The organism is Streptomyces sp. NBC_00775 (assembly GCF_036347135.1).
Lineage (GTDB): Bacteria > Actinomycetota > Actinomycetes > Streptomycetales > Streptomycetaceae > Streptomyces > Streptomyces lutosisoli.
Map to the genome: position 1 here is coordinate 10509442 of NZ_CP108938.1, position 15453 is coordinate 10524894.

At 69.4% G+C, this 15453-nt stretch carries 12 protein-coding genes and 1 pseudogene; 6 read left to right on the forward strand and 7 right to left on the reverse strand.

What is annotated here, in order from left to right:
* Positions 1-19: 19 nt before the first annotated feature.
* Positions 20-2767, reverse strand: coding sequence for a helix-turn-helix transcriptional regulator (locus tag OIC96_RS46950; RefSeq protein ID WP_330301944.1), 2748 nt, complete (start codon positions 2765-2767; stop codon positions 20-22).
* A 295-nt stretch (positions 2768-3062) separates the two neighbouring features.
* Between OIC96_RS46950 and OIC96_RS46955 the strand changes: the two genes are divergently transcribed.
* Entirely contained in the window at positions 3063-3269 is a 207-nt protein-coding gene (locus OIC96_RS46955) for a hypothetical protein (protein ID WP_330310431.1), read from the forward strand.
* Positions 3270-3316: 47 nt separating this feature from the next.
* Here the strand turns inward: OIC96_RS46955 and OIC96_RS46960 are convergent.
* From OIC96_RS46960 to OIC96_RS46975, 4 genes and pseudogenes are all read right to left on the reverse strand, one after another.
* Positions 3317-3628, reverse strand: a pseudogene (locus OIC96_RS46960) (helix-turn-helix domain-containing protein); the annotation flags it as partial.
* 19 nt (positions 3629-3647) lie between these two features.
* On the reverse strand, positions 3648-4112 hold the full coding sequence (locus OIC96_RS46965; RefSeq protein ID WP_330301943.1) for a hypothetical protein: 465 nt from the start codon (positions 4110-4112) through the stop codon (positions 3648-3650).
* Between the two features lie 518 nt (positions 4113-4630).
* Positions 4631-4972: a GNAT family N-acetyltransferase gene (locus tag OIC96_RS46970; protein ID WP_330301942.1), complete on the reverse strand. Its 342-nt coding sequence runs from the start codon at positions 4970-4972 to the stop codon at positions 4631-4633.
* A 10-nt stretch (positions 4973-4982) separates the two neighbouring features.
* The gene (locus tag OIC96_RS46975; protein WP_330301941.1) at positions 4983-5963 is read right to left on the reverse strand and encodes a pirin family protein; all 981 of its coding nucleotides are present in this window, start codon (positions 5961-5963) and stop codon (positions 4983-4985) included.
* Between the two features lie 124 nt (positions 5964-6087).
* On the opposite strand from OIC96_RS46975, the gene OIC96_RS46980 reads away from it, so the two are divergent.
* Entirely contained in the window at positions 6088-6594 is a 507-nt protein-coding gene (locus OIC96_RS46980; protein WP_330301940.1) for a carboxymuconolactone decarboxylase family protein, read from the forward strand.
* 17 nt (positions 6595-6611) lie between these two features.
* On the opposite strand, the gene OIC96_RS46985 is transcribed toward OIC96_RS46980, so the two are convergent.
* Both OIC96_RS46985 and OIC96_RS46990 read right to left on the reverse strand, forming a co-directional pair.
* The gene (locus OIC96_RS46985; RefSeq protein ID WP_330301939.1) at positions 6612-7445 is read right to left on the reverse strand and encodes an alpha/beta fold hydrolase; all 834 of its coding nucleotides are present in this window, start codon (positions 7443-7445) and stop codon (positions 6612-6614) included.
* Positions 7446-7695: 250 nt separating this feature from the next.
* Complete coding sequence (locus OIC96_RS46990) at positions 7696-8421, reverse strand: alpha/beta fold hydrolase (protein ID WP_330301938.1); 726 nt, start codon at positions 8419-8421, stop codon at positions 7696-7698.
* A gap of 817 nt (positions 8422-9238) precedes the next feature.
* Between OIC96_RS46990 and OIC96_RS46995 the strand changes: the two genes are divergently transcribed.
* The 4 genes from OIC96_RS46995 to OIC96_RS47010 all read left to right on the forward strand — a co-directional run bounded on the left by OIC96_RS46995 (position 9239) and on the right by OIC96_RS47010 (position 15230).
* Entirely contained in the window at positions 9239-12031 is a 2793-nt protein-coding gene (locus OIC96_RS46995) for a helix-turn-helix transcriptional regulator (RefSeq protein WP_330301937.1), read from the forward strand.
* Positions 12032-12152: 121 nt separating this feature from the next.
* Positions 12153-13148 carry an alpha/beta hydrolase gene (locus tag OIC96_RS47000; RefSeq protein ID WP_330301936.1) on the forward strand — a complete coding sequence of 332 codons (996 nt, stop codon included), beginning with the start codon at positions 12153-12155 and terminating at the stop codon, positions 13146-13148.
* A gap of 165 nt (positions 13149-13313) precedes the next feature.
* A complete protein-coding gene (locus OIC96_RS47005; protein WP_330301935.1) occupies positions 13314-14282 on the forward strand; it encodes an alpha/beta hydrolase in 969 nt (322 codons plus the stop codon).
* An 87-nt stretch (positions 14283-14369) separates the two neighbouring features.
* Positions 14370-15230 (forward strand): helix-turn-helix domain-containing protein, encoded by an 861-nt coding sequence (locus OIC96_RS47010; protein ID WP_330301934.1) that lies wholly within the window; start codon positions 14370-14372, stop codon positions 15228-15230.
* Positions 15231-15453 lie beyond the last annotated feature (223 nt).

Below are 15453 nucleotides of genomic sequence, written 5' to 3' on the forward strand. Positions count from 1 at the left end.
AACGTACCAACAGGTCCCCTCAGCTGTCGGGCAAGGCCATGACCACGTTGGCGAGCTGAACCCGGGAGCTGACCGACAGTTTGCGGAAGACGGAGGTCAGGTGGGTGTTGACCGTGTGCGGGGAGACGATGAGTACGTCGGCGGCCGACCGGTTGGTGTGACCCTCCGCGATGAGGTGCGCGACCTTCTTCTCCGAGACCGTGAGGGCCCCCCATCCCTGGACAGGGCGCTGCATGGCCGCTGCCCCGCGGCTGCCGGCACCCGCACCCTCCAGATCGCGCTGTACGCGTGACGCTGCCGCGTGGGCGCCCGACTCGGCGAAGGTGCCGTGGGCGTGCGTCAGGGCGGCCACGGCCTGAGGTCTGCGGCCTGCTGCCAGGAGTGCCTGTCCGAGATCGGCGTAGGCGGCGGCCCGGACCAACGGGCGAGGGCTTGCCTTGAGCAGTGCTACGGAGCGTTCCAGCAAGGCGAGATCGTTTTTCACGAGCCCGAGGACCTGCGCGGCGATGCCCGTGGCGGTGGGCACGGCCGGGTTGCGTTCGGCGTGGGCTTCGGCTTGTGCGGCCAGATCCTCGGCGAGCTCCTGCTCCGCGCCTCGCAGAGCCATGCGTATCGCGGAATCGACCCAGGTGCGCAACAGCCGCCAGCGCATGAAGAAACCTTCCTGCTGCACCTGGCGAATCTTGTCGATGGCAAGCCCGATCTCCCCGTCGGCCTCGGCGTGGACCGCTTCCAGGAAGCGCACCGCGGCCGTGTTGCCCGGGTTCGGTTTGACCGCCAGCCTTTCCTGCGCTGCGGCCAGGTGCTCCCGCGCCGCTTCCCGATCGCCGCGCAGCAGGGCGATCTGGGAGCGGATCACGCGAGAGTTCACCTGCTGGACGGGGACCTGCACGTCGTCTTCCAGGCGCTCCATGGTCACGAAGTCGGCGTCGGCGTCGTCGAGCCGTCCGAGCGCCAGATCGTGCTGGCCCTGTGCCCACAGCACCATTGCCTGACGCATCGCCCCGGGTTTGTCGGCTGCCCGCAGGAGCAGTCGTTCGCTCGACACGAAGTCGTCCACGTGCTGGTGCGCGACGATCTCTTCGGGAAGGAAGGCGGAATCGACGGCGCTGAGCGCGGCAAAGCGCTCCAGTGCGACGGCGTTCTCACCCGCGTTCTGCGCGATCTCGCCGAGCCCGGACAGGGCCAGGACGTGCGCCTCCCGGTCACCGATCGCGGTAGCGAGACCCAGCGCGGTCTCGCCGGCCTCACGCGCCGCGACAAGATCGTGACCCCGGGACAGAGCCAACGCACGCAGGGCGGCCAGCCTCGCCCCGACCTCCGGGGCGGCGCCCCCGATCGCGAGGGCCGTTTCGGCCCGGCGGCGCAACTCGTCGGCGAGATCCATGTTCCACAGCGTCTTGCCGAGGGCGGCCTGCAGCCGGCTGAACGCCTCCAGTGGCGGTCGGCAGGCCAGCAGCTGGTCGCCGGTCGACAACGCCTCTCGATTCCTGCCGGCCCGTGTCAGGCAGACGATCGCCTGCTCACCCACGTCGAACCTCAGCGGCCGGGCAGACGGCACCAGTTCCAGGGCGCGCGTCATCAGGTCGGCCGCCAGGCCCGGCGAGACGGGCACTAGCTCGTCAGCGGCTCGCCGCAGCAGCGCCACGGCTTCCTCGTCTCCGGGCAGGGCACCCTTGAGAATGTGCGGCACCGCGTCGATCGGCTGGTGGCCTGCGGAGACAAGGTGGTGGGCAGCCTCTCGGTGCAGGGCCTTGCGAGCTGACGGCGGGATGTCGACGTACACCGCCTGGCGCAGCAGATCATGCCGGAAGACCAGCTGATCGCCGTCGTCGTCCAGAAGCCCGGCGCGCACCGCCTCCTCGAGCGCCGCGATCAACGCGGTGGACGGTTGGCCGCAGAGCGCGGCGGCGTCGTGGAAGGCGAACCTGTGTCCCAGCACCGCTCCCATCTGAAGGAAGCGCAGGGTGCTGGGCTGCAGGGACCTGAGTCTGCCGCGCACACCCACCACCAGCCCTGGGGGCACAAGCTCACCCGAGGCCCCGGCGGTCCGCAGTCCCGCGAGCATCTCGACCGCCAGAAACGGGTTCCCGCCGGCCCCGTCGAGCAAGTCCCGTACCCGCTCGTCAACGGCGGCACCCAGCGTGTCGCCGGCCAGTTGGCCGATGGCCGCGCCGGACAGCGGCCCCAAGGGCACAGTGAGCGTCGGGAGTGCGTCCGTCGCGGCGGCGACGACCTCTTCCGCTGGGCCGGCGGGCTCCAGTCGCCCGGCCAGCATCCACAGAACCGGTGAGGTCCGCAGGCGTCTCGGAAGCTGCTTCAGGGCGAACCGGCTCAGCGGGTCGGCCCATTGCACGTCGTCCAGGGCGATCATTACCGGCACGCTGCCGGCTCTGGCTTCGATCGCCTCCGCCAGGCGCTCCACCAGCCAGATCCGCTGATCCTGATTGCGCGCAAGGTCGGCAAAGGCATCGCCGGACAGCAGCGGCTGATCGCCGTGCAGGAGGGAGGCCGCCAACGACGAGAGCGGCACCATGTGATGCAGCTCATCGGCCTTACCGAGGCCGACCGAGAATCCCGCTGCCCTGGCCCTGGTGACGGTCTCGGCGAGCAGCGTGGTTTTACCGATGCCGGGTTCCCCCTGGATCAGGGCCAACCCGCCGCTTCCGGTCCGGGCCACCGAGGCGATCAATGCCTGCAGCTCTTCGAGCTCGACCTCTCGACCGCGCAGACCGTTACGGGACAGCGATCCGCTTGACCCCGCCATTCACGCGCCTTCCTGTCCGCACTCGTCGGCCGAAACAGGGCTCAGCCCATGCCGACTCGTGACTGCGCCCTCCGGGGCCGCCTGCCGGTGCTGGGGTTTCAGAGCCGGAAGGACCGGCGAGCACCTCGGGCGGCAGATCGGTGGCGGGCTCACATTCTACGTCGGCGTGGAAACGCCCGAGGGCGTGCGTGAAGTCCAGCAGGTCGCGGCTCTCCGCGGGCACGCCATGCGTGGCCGCCTCGCGGCAGGTCGAGCCCACCGTCTCCGAGCGCTCTGTCACTGCGGGTCTGAGGTCGTGCTTCTTGTAAGCACGCGGAGCACGACGGAGATCGTCTTCCTCGACGTCGAGTGGGAGGCGGACGCGATCAGCGGTCCGCTCCACTTGCTGATCATCGTGAAGGCACTGCTCGCCACAGCCATGGCGAGCCTCCCGCTGCACCTGTTCCGGCGCAATGCAGTTGTTCTCCACTGGCGTCGGGCAAGGCCCGTCCACCACGGCTGACGGCTCGGACGACGCAGCGCCGCCCGAGTGTCGCACCACCGGCTCGGAGTCATGCCGTACGTATCGCGGAAGAGCCGGCTGAAGTGGGCCGGATTGGTGAAACCCCAACGCCGGACCACGCCGACGACCGTCCTCTCACCGCTGTCGCCCCGGGCGAGATCCCTGGCACACTCCTGCAGCCGACGGCGCTGAAAGGTGTCGTTCCACGTTGGCGCAGACCTCCCAGGCCTGGGCGTATCGGGAATCGAGCGTGCCCTCCACGTCACCGATGGCACGCTCGGTGATGAGGGTGGCCACCAAGTCGGTCTGGGCCTGCTGGCCCAAACACCGGTGTCCCTTGCTTTCAGCACCGTGCACACGGTCGACTGGGAGACCGGACTACCGGCTGTCGCCGAGGCGACGCGTCTGGCCGAGGAGAACCCCCAGCCGCGCTGACTGACCGGCGCGCGAATCGCGAAGGCTCAGTTCGCCGCATTGCACGGAGATCTGGACACGGCGCTTTCTGCCATCGACGAGGCGGAGCGGCAAGGGCTGTCCGTGGCCAATCTCTCCAACCTCGCGTTCATCCAGATCACGCGCGGCCGCATCGGGCTCGCCGCCGGCAACGACGCCGAGGCGTTCCACTGCGTCTGGCGGGTGTTCGACCCGACCGACCCGGCTTACCATCCGTCCCTGCAGACCATCGCCATCGCGGAGTTGGCCGAGGCTGCAACGGATGACGATCGACGAGCCATGACGAGAGTCGCGTTGCAACAGCTCGACGCGTCCGCCGGATCCAGTGAGGCCCAACTGATCCGGATAGACCTGGGATTCGCCCGTGCGCTGCTCTCCGCCGATGAGCATGCGGAAGAGTGCTTCCGATCGGCCTGCTCCGGATCGCCCGAGAGTCCTTCGCGGCCCTCGGCGTGGAGCCCTGGTATGAACGCGCCCGCCAGGAACTCCGCTCAGCGGGCGAGGGCAGAGCAAGCGTCGAAGCCGTACCGAGTGGGACCTGCTGACACCTCAAGAGCTGCAGATCGCCCAGCTCGTGGCGGAAGGCCTCTCCAACAAGGAGACAGGCCAGGACTGTAGCTGTCACCGCGAACGATCGGCGCGCACCTGTACCGCATCTTCCGAAAGCTCGGGATCACCTCTCGCGGCCGGCTGAGGGACAAGCTGAGCGCGAACTGAGCACGACCCTCGTGGCCGCGCACTGCTTGTTGTCCCTCACCGCACAGTGGGGTGCTACACAAAGAAACACCCGTGCCCCGCGCCAGCACAGGCCTGGCCTGGTGCCGTCGGCCATGTGCCTCGGGCGGCTGTTCTGGTGGATACGGACGAGATCGCACTCGAGTCCGCAAGACGAAATGAGTGCCTGGAGTTCACCTCGCCAGCGCGGTCTCCAGCCACTGCAGGACTTCGGGGGTCACGGGGTCGGTGATGTCGGCGAACTCGTCGTGCTTCTTGAGGAATTTCGCAACGTAGGGGCAGACCGGCACGATCCGTTTCCCGGAGGCACGTACGTCGGTCAGGGCCTCCTGGACGAGGCGCGAGGCCAGGCCCTGCCCGGCGAAGGCGTCGTCGATTTCGGTGTGGTAGAAGACGCGCTGGTCATCGCGGTCGCGGTACGCGGTGAGGCCGGCGGTCTTGCCGGCTACCAGAATTTCGTACCTGTGCTTGGCGTCCACTTGCAGGACGATCGGAGCGGAGGTGGGCTGTGTCATCGTATGCCTTTCAGCGGCGCGTCGGGTTTTTGCGCGGTGTGATGGTGACGTTCGGAAGGGCAGGCGCGGGAAGGCGGTCGCCGTCGTAACCATCGACGCTGCCGAAGCGGTCGGATGCGCTCTCCCACGCATCCCGGGCTTCGGCGATGTCTTCGTGGCTGCGGCCGATGAAGTTCCACCACATGACGATCTGTTCCTCGAACGGCGTCCCGCCGAGCAGGACCGCCCGCGCGGTGGTGTCCGTCTCGTTCGTCAGTGTCAGTGTGTCGATTCCCGTGCCGAGGTAGCCCAGTTCCGCCGGGCGCAGGAGTGTTCCGGCCATGCGGACCTCGCCTTGGTCGACGAGTAGGCCGTACTCGAACGCGGCATCCACGGGGAGTGTGGCCGTCGAGCGCGGATCGAGGACGAGTTCGGCGCCGAGCAAGGGCGTGAACGTCCGTACCGGAGAGGTGTCACCGGCGAGGGATCCCAGGAACACTCTGATGTCTGCCCCGCCCACCCGGACCGGGCTCGGCACGTAGTGCCGGAAGTCCCGGCCGGTGTACCGGTGTTCATCGGGAAGCGCCACCCACAACTGGACGCCGTGGAGGATCGTGGTGCGGGCGGTGGAGACTTCCGAATGGCTGATGCCGTACCCGCCCGTCATGAGGTTCAGCTCACCGGGCCGTACGAACGCGTGGCTGCCCAGGCTGTCGCGGTGCTCGATCTCTCCGCTGAACAGCCAGCTCACGGTCTGCAGGCCGGTGTGCGGATGGGGAGCGACGTCCATGCCGCCCGTGTCGGCGACGTTGTCGGGGCCGTAGTGGTCGACGAAACACCAGGCTCCGATCAGCGTGCGGGCACGCTGCGGCAGCGTGCGCCGTACCGGCATCGCCCTTGGCCCGCCCAACGGGACGTCCCGCGCGGTCAGCACGTCGACCTGTGGCGCGGCATCACCGTGGTCCGCGGCGCCGCAGCGCAGTTCGGTGGGATCCGCTTCGACGTTGCTCATCGCATGCCCTCTCACGCTCGAGGATGATTTCATATTCAACAATCATGCCTGATAGTAATTCCATGCCCCATCACATGCACGGCAGAGCGAGCGAGGGCCGGGAGCGGCCCTGAAGGAGTCCACGTTGAGTGACACCACGGCAGACCCCGCGAGCCGGCGGGTCTTCATCGACAAGCAGAGCCCCAAGGCCTACCACGCACTGGTCGAGACGGCCGATGCGGTCCGCACGGTCGCCGCCGAGGCGGGGCTGGACCGTAGCCTGGTAGAGCTGATCAACCTCCGCGTGTCACAGATCAACGGCTGTGCCTACTGCCTCAACGTGCACACCAGGGCCGCGCTGCGCGCCGGCGAGACCACCCAGCGTCTGGGCGTGCTGGCCGCCTGGCGCGACACCGAACTGTTCACGGAACGGGAACGCGCGGCGCTTGCCCTGGCTGAGGCGACCACCGAGCCCGCGAACGCCGTCGCGCAGGAGGGCGCCTACGAAACAGCTCGCCAAGTTCTCAACGACGACGAGATCTCCGCGGTGATCTGGGTGGCGATCACCATCAACGCGTTCAACCGGGTCTCCGTCCTGAGCAAGCATCCCGTCCGCGGGATCCCCCTGATGCCCGGTTCCCCACGTGAGTGATCCCCACCTCGGTCCGCTCAGCGGGCAGCGCGCAGGATCAGGTCGGTGACGGGGCCGGGGTCGCTCACGGCGACCGCGTGGGGTGCGCGCACGGTGATGGTGCGGGCGCCGGCCCGGTCGGCCATCCATTGCTCGGCGGCCGGTGGGATGTTGCGGTCCTCGGTGGCCACGAGGTACCAGCTGGGGATCTTCTTCCACGCGGCCGCGGTGGCCTTCTCCTGGAGGGCGGCCACGGCGATCGGACGCTGACCCGCGGCCATCACCTGGGCGGTCGGGACGGGGACGCCGGCCGCGAACTGTTCGCGGAACAGGCCTCTCTTGATGATCAGCTCCTCGCCGGTGCCGCCGCCGGGCAGCGGGTAGGACTGGGTGGACGTGGCCCGCGCCAGGGTGCTGCCGGGGTACTTGTTCGTCAACTCCAGCGCGCTTTCACCGACGTCGGGGACGAAGGCGGCTATGTAGACCAGTGCCTTGACCCGCGGGAACTCGGCCGCGGCCTGGCTGATGACCGATCCGCCGTAGGAATGGCCCACGAGCACGATCGGTCCCGGGACGCTGTCCAGGACGCTGCGGATGTAGGCAGCGTCGCTCGCCAGCCCACGCAACGGCAGTGCTGGTGCCAGTACGTGGTGTCCCTGCCGCTGGAGGCGCGCGACGACGGCGCTCCAACTGGAGCCGTCGGCGAACGCGCCGTGGATCAGGACGATCGTGGGCTTGGCCGGGTGCTGGTGCGAGTCGGCCGACCGGTCCGCCTGTGACGTGGCCGAGAACGCGGCGCGGGGGGTCGCCAGGACGGCGGCGCCGGCCAGGAGGGAGGCGGTGACGGTGCGGCGGGAGATCGGTGAGTTCATCGTTGACTTCCTACCGGGGGAAGGGATGTGTCCCGGGACGGGACGGGGGCGCGTGAGCAGTCGCCTCAGGGTTCGGCGGCAGCCCGGATCAGCCGCGTCCGAAGATGATCGCGCGGTCGGGCAGCGGGAGAGTGCCGCCGGTCAAAGCCGTCATGCGGGGGCGGCGTGGCCCTGAGCGTCAGGGCGCGGAGAAGCGGCTGTCGGCCTGTGGTCGGCGCCCGACGGCAACCGGCCGAGGGGCAGGCCGAACTCAGTGGGCGGTGGCCCGGACGGCCTCCTCGATCAGTTTGATGACGCGCTCGGGGTGGGCGAGCATCACCAGGTGCGAGGAGTCGACTTCGACGGTGGTCATGCCGGCCCGCTGGTAGCCGTAGCGCTCCACATCAGGGTTGATGGTGTGGTCGGCTGCAGCGACCAGACCCCAGGAGGGCTTGGTCTTCCACGCCGCCTTTGGTGCCTTCTCGGTGAAGGCCTGTGCGGCAAGCGGACGCTGGGAGACGGCGAGGACGGCCGCGAGGCGGGGGTCGACGTCGGCGGCGAAGATGGACGGGAACTTGTCGATCTGGACCGTCACATCGGTGCCGGCAGTGGTGGAGCCCTCGATCGGGAAGGGGGTGTAGACGAGCGCGGCGGCGAGGTCGGAGTCCGGGAAGCCACCCTGCAGCTCGCCCAGGCTCTCGCCCTCCTCCAGGGCGTACCCGGCCAGGTAGACCAGCGCCCTGACGTTGTCCTCCACACCGGCGACGGTGATGACGGCACCGCCGTAGGAGTGTCCGACCAGGATGACCGGTCCGGGTATCTCACGGACGATCGAGGCGATGTAGGCGGAGTCGCCGAGCAGGCTGCGGTTGGGCACCGCAGGCGCCACCACCTCCAGGCCGCGGGCGATCAGCTCGGGGATGACGCGGGCGAAGCTGGACGCGTCGGCGAAGGCGCCGTGGACCAGGACGACGGTCGGGCTGTCGGAACGGGACAAGGTACAACTCCCTGTTGATGTCGTGGTGATCGGATGATGTGCGGCCGGGGTCGGGTCCGCTGCCTGTGCTGGGAACGAGTGGCGCCACGAGGCATGGACGGTTGCCTTGGTCGAGGCGCATTGCCGGGTGGGAGTGGCGCAGGCGGTGTCCGAGTCGGGTGGTAGGCCGCAGGCTTGAGCAGCACGCTAGGGGCGGCCGGGGGAGGCGCCTTGTCTGTTGGTGCACCAGCTGTGTTCCGTCCGCGTCTTTGAGGGGTGCGGGGATGGACGTCCGCGAAGGCCTTGCGCAGCAGCGGGGCGGGACACGGGACACGTCCCTTCCTGTCACTTCCAGGCAAGAAGCGGTGCGTTCGAGGACAACAGGCGGCGAGATGGTCGCCCTCCGCGCTCGCCGAGAAGCTGAGCCGTTGCCCCAAAGAGCCGATCACGCGGGTGGCTTGGCGGCTCCGCTTTGCCCATCGCTGCCCGGATGCGAGCGCCCGCAGACACGGCATCCCGGTGACATTGCTGGGTGTGCCCGGCCGGTTCAACGGCCGCCCGATGCTGGTGTCACGCCCAATCCACGCCCAGCTCCGCGAGGGTGGCGCGCTACGGTTCGGTGAGCCTGTGGCTTTGGCGCGCCCCACCGTGATCTGGCTCTGCCCAAGATCGCTCTTCGGGACAGGCCGAATGAGACAGATGGCAAGATATGGGCCACCTGCCCCGCGCTGTGACGGGCAGGGTGGTGTGCACGTGGCAAGGGAGAACATCGTGTTGGCCGAACTCTTGAAGGATGTTCCCCGGATAACCTGCGCGGGCGTTGGAGCCGAGGCCCGGCATGGTGAGTAGCCGCAGCACCCTGCGCCCGTACGAACCTGGTGGGTCCCTGCTGGGCCGGGAGGTGGAGATCGCCCGCCTCCTGGCGATCGTCGAGGGCCGCGGCCAACCGCGGATGCTGCTTCTGCTCGGCGAGGCCGGCACGGGCAAGTCGAGGCTGCTGGCGGTCGCCGTCGACCACGCGCGGGACGGTGGAACGCTCGTCCTGGCCTCCCAGGGCGTCGAGACCGAGTCGCAGCAGTCCTTCGCGTCCCTGCACCAGTTGCTCCTGCCCGTGCTGCCCGACGTCGCCACCCTGGCCGACCACCAGCGCAATGCGCTCGAAACGGCGTTCGGTATCGCTCCCGCCGAGAGTCCGCCCGACCCCATGCTGCTGCGTGTGGCCGTTCTGACCCTGCTGAGCGAGGTCTCGGACAGGCAGCGCGTCCTGCTGGCCCTCGACGACGTCCAGGACTTCGACCGGGACTCCCTCGACGTGCTCGGTTTCGTGATGCGCCGTATCACGGCACAGGACGTGCCCGTGCTGCTGACCGCACGCGGGCAGACGGCCCCCGCGGGGATTACGGCAGACCTGCCTACCGTGCTGTTGGGGCCGCTGACCGAACAGGCCGCGGCCGAACTCCTGGACGCCCAGCCGCAGGCACCCACCGGCCGGACGCGGATCGAACTGCTGCGGCAGGCCGGAGGAAACCCGCTGGCCATCATCGAACTGTGCCGTGCGCCCGGAGCAGACGGCACGGGCGTGCTGCCGGGCAGCGCACTGCCGCAGACGGAGCGCATCCAGGAGCTGTACGCCGCCCGGCTGCGCGGCCTGCCCATGACGACCCAGCGGCTGATCCTGTACGCCGCGGCGTCGCAAGGCGAAGACCTCGCCACGATCATGGCCGCCGCGGGCATGGGGCCCGATCTCTCGGCGTGGGCCTCGGCCGAGGAGGCAGGCCTCGTGGCCATCATGGACGGGCGGGTGCTCTTCCGGCACCCGCTGGCACGCACGGGTTCCTACCACACGGCACCGGCCTACCTCCGACAACAGGCGCACCGGGATCTGGCGGCCGCACTCACGGCCGAACCGGCCCGCCGCGCCTGGCACCTGGCCGCCGCATGCATCGGCCACGACGAGTCCGTGGCCGCGGCGCTGGAGGACACCGCCGAACTCGCCGAGCGGCGCGGCGGCTTCTACGCGGCGGCCCAGGCGCTGCAGCGGTCCGCCGAGTGCAGCCCCGCGACCGCCGACCGGGCGCGCCGGTACGTGAAGGCGCTGCACGCCGCCACCAACGCCGCCGACCCCTCGTGGGTCAGCGAGCTGTACGACAAGGCCACCGCACTGACCGAGGACCGTGACTTGCTGGGCATGGCGGCCTGTGGTGCGGGCATGGCCCTGTCGCTGTTCGGTTACCAGCGCCAGGCGTCCCGGGTGCTGATGAGCGCGCTGGAGCCGGATCCCCCCAAGTCCGGCATGACCGTGTTCGCCGTGGCAAGCGTGCTCGCGGCCGTCGCGTACCAGTCGGGCCTGCCCGAGGTCGGGCGCCCGGTCGCCGGCCTGGTGGACGAGGCCGGGGCCAGGAACCGCGACACGCCCTACTCCGAACTGGCGACGAGTGACAGCTGGGCCGCCGTGCGGGCCGTGACCTTGGCCGCGGCCGACCCGGCAGAGGCCACCGAGATGTTGCGGGGTATCCGTCGGCGGGCGGGCGCGCCGGCGCCGGCGACCAGCGTCGCGGAGATGACCCGGGCCCTCGGGATCGGCGGGGTGGCCTGGTACGCCGACGAGTCCGACCTGTGCGTGGAGACCTTCCGTCGGGTGTACGCCCTGCTCAGCGCGTACGGTGCCATGGGCCCCGCCGTGCCCACGCTCACAGCGATGGCGGGGGCGCTCATCGACACGGGCCGGTGGGCGGAGGCCGACGAACACCTGGAGAGGACCGCGGCGCTGGCGGCGGTGCACAAGCTGACGTTTGTGCAGATTGACGTCGAGGCACTGCGGGCAACCCTGCGGGCCCTGCGCGGCGACACCGTCGGCATGACGGCGGACCCGGCTTGGACGGCAGTCGCACTGGAGGAGAACCGTGCCACCCACGCACGCATCCTGCGGGCCGCCGGTACCGCTGCCACGGCGGCCGGCGACTTCGACAGCGCGTTCCGGCAGTACCGGTCGCTGTTCGATGACGACGGCACGCCTTTGCACTACTTCCTGTCACCCAGGTCGATCGCGGACCTCGCCGCGGCCGCCCAGCGGACGGGCCGGCAGGACGAGGCGGCACACGTCCTCGCGGCAGTGCGCGCCGCGGCGGGGCCGCGGCCGACCAACCGGATGACGCTGCTCATGCACCACGCCGCCGCGCTGACCGGTGATCCGAAAGACGTCGAACACCACTTCCGACTCGCCACGGTGAACCCGGTGGGAGATCAGTGGCCGTTGGCCCGGGCGCAGGCGAGGCTCCACTACGCGCAGTGGCTGCGCAGACGGCGGCGCTCCCTGGAGGCCCGCCCGCTCCTGGCCACCGCGCTCGAGTCGTTCACCCGGCTCGGAGCGTCAGCCCTGGCCGAGGAAGCCCGCGCCGAGCTACGGGCGAGCGGCGTGGCCACCGCTCCCGCCCAGGCCGACCCACTGGCGGAACTGACCGCCCAGCAGCGCCAGATCGTACGGCTCGCGGCACGAGGCCTGCGCAACCGGGAGATCGCGGAGCAACTGATGCTCTCCCCGCGCACCGTCAGTTCGCACCTCTATAACGTGTATCCGAAACTCGGTGTCAGCAGCCGCAACCAGCTCCGCGATCTGTTCGACGATCTGTGATCCCACCGCGAGCCGCACCGCTGGCCGCTCCCGCAGTGTCACCGGGGCCCCTCGGGGTAGGGCGATGTCGGAGACCATCCAGCGGACGATCGATCGTGACGATGGAAGGAAAGGTGAACCGTTGAAATTCGAGCCCGTAAGGGGCCGAGGCGGGCCGGAACGCCCCGCCGTCGTCCTGGATCCCCTCGTGCAACGGCTCGTCGACGCCTCTTCCACACCGCCCTACCTGCACCAGCTCGGTCCGGCCGACGGACGGCAGGCGCTGCTGGAGATCCAAGGCCACACGTTCGACGACTTCGGCCTGGACGCCGAGTTCCGGGTGGCACCGGTGGGCCCGCGTGGGCTGGTCGGCTTCTGGTTGTTCCGGCCGACACGGCCGACGGGCCCCGTTCCCGTGGTCGTGTATCTGCACGGCGGCCGCTGGATGCTGGGCGACGCCCGGACCCACGCGCGAATGATCGGCGAGCTGGCGACCACGAGCGCTGCCGCCTTCGTGGTGCCCGAATACACCCGCACCCCGGAGGCCCGCTACCCGGTCGCGCTGGAGGAGTCTTACGCGGTCTTGACCTCGGTGGCGGAGCAGGCCGACGCCCTGGGCCTGGACGGCCGCAGGCTGGCGCTGGCCGGCGACTGCGCTGGCGCGACCATGGCCGCGGCGCTCACCATGATGGCCAAGCAGCGTGGCGGCCCCGATATCCGCGCACAGCTGCTCTACTACCCGATGACCGAGCCGGACTCCGCCACCCCGTCGCGGGACCAGTTCGATTCCGGCTACCTCCTGACGAGTGAGGCTCTGGACTCGTACTGGCACGAGTACACCGACGACGCGGGCGAACTCGCGGAGCCCACGGCCTCGCCGATGCGGGCGACCACGGCCGACCTCGCGGGACTGCCGCCCGCCTTGATCGTGACGGCGGAGGCGGACGTCGTACGGGACGAGGGTGAGCAGTACGCCCGCCTGCTGCGGCAGGCCGGCGTCCCGGTGATCGCCGCCCGTTACCTGGGGACAGTGCACGACTTCGTGTCCCTGATTCCTCTGCAGGACAGCCCGCCGACGCTGGCGGCGATCAAGCAGGGCGGCCACTTCCTCAGGGAGGCTCTCGCCGACCGGCGCTGACGACCGGCTCAACAGGAACGGCGCGGATGACGGGTGAGGCGACCTGTCGCTGCTGCCGTCGGAGATGGACCGTCAACTTACTGATGCGTGCGGGCCAGGCTGCTTGCGAGGGTGAAGGGCGTAAGGCCGCCTCTGGCGGCACGTCCCGCACAGCAAGAGGACAGCATGTCCACCGTCCCACCCATGCTCGAGGCGGCCGCGCAAGACTTCGCCGACGCGACCGCACACCCTCCCTTCCTGTACGACCTGGGCCCGGTCGAGGGGCGAAAGGCCGTGGACAGAGCCCAGGAGGGCGACGTCCCGGTCCCGGACGCAGACGTGGAGGACCTGTCCATCTCGGGCGGCCCGTCGGGCGAGGTCTCGATACGCGTCTTCCGCCCGGCCGGTGCCCAGGGCCCGCTGCCCGTGGTCCTGTACCTCCACGGCGCCGGCTGGGTCTTCGGCAACGCCCACACCCATGACCGGCTAGTGCGCGAACTCACCGTACGCGCGCACGCCGCGACGGTCTTCGTCAATTACAGCCTCTCGCCCGAAGCGAAGTACCCCACGGCTATCGAGGAGACCTACGCCGCACTGCTGTGGATCTCGAAGGAAGGAGCCGCCCACGGGCTCGACCCGGACCGCGTCGCGGTGGCTGGCGACTCGGTCGGCGGCAACATGGCCGCGGCCACCACTCTCCTGGCCAAGCAGCGCAAGGGGCCCAAACTCGCGGCGCAGCTACTGCTCTACCCCGTCACCGATGCGCGTTTCGACACCGATTCCTACCAGCAGTTCGCGAGCGGTTACTTCCTCAGCCGCGACGGGATGAAGTGGTTCTGGGACCAGTACACGACCGATCCGGCCGAGCGCGCGCAGGTCACAGCCTCCCCACTGCGGGCGAGCCTGGACGAACTGCGCGGGCTGCCACAGGCGTTGGTCATCGTGGCCGAGGCGGACGTCCTGCGCGACGAGGGCGAGGCGTATGCCGCCAAGCTGCGCGCCGCGGGCGTGCTGACCACGGCCGTGCGCTACCAGGGCGTCATCCATGACTTCGTCATGCTCAACGCGATGAGGGACACCTGCGCCGCCAGGGCCGCGACCCAGCAGGGCGGCGCATTCCTCCACGACGCGCTGCACTCCTGCTGTCGGGCCTGACACCCGGTACGGAGAACACCTCGGCGATGGCGCCGGAGCGGCGCAGCCCCATCACGCACAACGAACTACGACCCGGTGGGAGTTCTCATGGCGGAGTTGACGATGACACACATGCCGAAAACCCCTTTCAAGCAACGATTCGCCCGCTCTTTGCACACTGATTCCGGGATCATCCACGTACTCTCGCAGCTTCCGGAGAAGGGAGACTCCGAATTCCTTTACCTGAGAATGCACGTAAGCGGAGCGGCCACGATCTCCCACAAAGGGACGCAGGTCTCACTGGAGCCCGGTGACCTGGTTTTCTGCGACCACGATCGGCCCCACGTCGTGCAGTCCGACGGCGATTGCCAGGTGACGGTCTTCCGCGTGTCCAAGCGCCATCTCGGTGTATCGGAGTCGGACCTCCGTCATGTCGTCGGCGTTCCGGTGCGGGGTGGCGAAGGTGTGGGTGCGCTGGTCTCCGTCTTTCTGTCCTCGCTCGCCGTCGAGGAGGAGCTTCACGGGTCGAGGATCGGCGATCGCCTCGCCCGCAGTGCGGTGGACATGCTCGCCGTGCTCGTCATGGAACTCTGCACGGAGGGGACGGGGACCAGACGGGAGACAGCCGACGCGGCAGACGTAAGCGCCGAGACGCTGGCACGGATCCGGGCTTTCATCGACGAGCACCTGATGGATCCGGACCTGTCACCCCAGTCGGTCGCGGACGCGCACCACATCTCCGTCCGGTACCTGCACAAGCTCTTCGAGAACGAGGGCACCACGGTGAGCCAGTGGGTGCGGCAGCGCAGGCTCGAATTCTGCCGGCACGATCTGGGCCGTCTGTCACACAGAAAGCTGACCGTGGCCGCCGTGGCACGGCGCTGGGGTTTCCGCAGCGCGTCGCATTTCAGCCGGGTGTTCCGCGACGCCTACGGCATGTCCCCCAGGGAATGGCAGGCATGCGCGTAGCCGGAGCCGGGCTCGCCGAGTACCACTGGTTCCTGGCGAAGGCGGTCATGTGCGGCATGGCTGCGGCTCCCGTCGTTGGGTGATGGCGACATCGTCCGGAAGGGCGTCACGGGGACGCAATACGGCTTCCGCCTCACGGAAGGTTCGATTCAAAAGGCCTGATCAGAGGGTTGATCTGGATACGCCTCGGTGTTCGACCCGACTGGAACGTGCAGCCGTGCTT